Origin of the sequence: Herbaspirillum chlorophenolicum, from assembly GCF_001189955.1 — a bacterium.
GTDB classification, from domain to species: Bacteria; Pseudomonadota; Gammaproteobacteria; order Burkholderiales; family Burkholderiaceae_D; genus Herbaspirillum; species Herbaspirillum chlorophenolicum.
This window is the reverse complement of sequence record NZ_LFLT01000147.1, coordinates 1-1,032: the sequence shown is the minus strand read 5'-3', so window position 1 is coordinate 1,032 and position 1,032 is coordinate 1. Positions and strand designations below refer to the sequence as shown.

Sequence of the window (1,032 nt, the reverse complement as noted above, 5' to 3'; positions counted from 1 at the left end):
GGTAACCATATGGCGATTACGACAGAATAAGTGATGACCACCATGGACTGCACTTGCCAAAGTCGCCGGCTGGCAGAAAACAAGGAAGCCAAGCCAAGGGCAGCATCGAGTAAACACGCGGAAAAAAATATCTGTTCTGTCTGATATGTAAGTCCTAACGTACGCAGCCATTCAAGCGATGTGGCATGGGGATAGAAAAACCAGGAAGTAGCTGCCGTCCATATTCAAATAAAGGCGATGCCTATTCGTGTGATCCAATAAAGTTGGCGTAAGTTTGTTTCACGATCGTCTTGACTCATAAATCTCTTGTGTTTACATCATCGGTTTGGAAATCATCAGCCAGTACACGGCAATCAATGCACTGAAAGCTGGCACGCCAAGCCAAAACCAGATTCTGGCATAACGCCAATATTGTGCCTGTAAGGGAGTTCCGTTCCGATCTGAAATTCTTGCAAGATCGCGCATTTTGATCTGCAGTGCGACCACTGGCAACCAGCAGAATCCGGCAAATAAATACAGCAAAAACGAATACAATACCCAGCCGCTTAGCAGCGGAAATCCTGCCAAATAAACCAAAATCAGTCCGGTTACGGGCTGCAATATCACGGCAGGAGTTGTAAATATCCAATCCGCAATCACCGTGCGCTCGGTGACGATGCGAATTGCCCGCACATCGCCGCTGCGATCCGTGATCCATTTGAAGAATGCGATGCCGATCCCGGTGCCGAACAAGATGGTGGCGCTGAGAATATGCAGCCATTTGATCAGGAGATAAATACTCACGCGGGCACCTCATGAACATCCAAACCGTCGAGCGCGCCAAGATAATCTTTCACGCTGAGCATGCCTATACATGGCTGGGCGCCAAAGGGTAATTTATCTCCTCTAGCCAGTTTTATCGCCAAAGCGATCGACGCACCGCACGGAATATGCGGACCGTGATTGCTTCCTGCAATTAAATGCCACGTCAAGGTTTGAGGTAGTCCATTTACGTCGTCGCCTTCCATGGAAACAAACATACCGCCTTTGTCG

The 1,032-nt window shown here is 48.6% G+C and carries 2 protein-coding genes and 1 pseudogene; all 3 read right to left on the bottom strand.

Annotated elements, in window-relative coordinates; all coding sequences use genetic code 11:
* On the bottom strand, positions 1–224 hold a 224-nt coding region (locus tag AKL28_RS25425), incomplete at its 3' end, for a DoxX-like family protein (RefSeq protein WP_414735713.1).
* Between the two features lie 88 nt (positions 225–312).
* Entirely contained in the window at positions 313–783 is a 471-nt protein-coding gene (locus tag AKL28_RS23605) for a DUF2269 family protein (protein ID WP_197091098.1), read from the bottom strand.
* Positions 780–1,032, bottom strand: a pseudogene (locus AKL28_RS24950) (saccharopine dehydrogenase family protein); the annotation flags it as partial. The pseudogene AKL28_RS24950 and the gene AKL28_RS23605, both read right to left, overlap by 4 nt.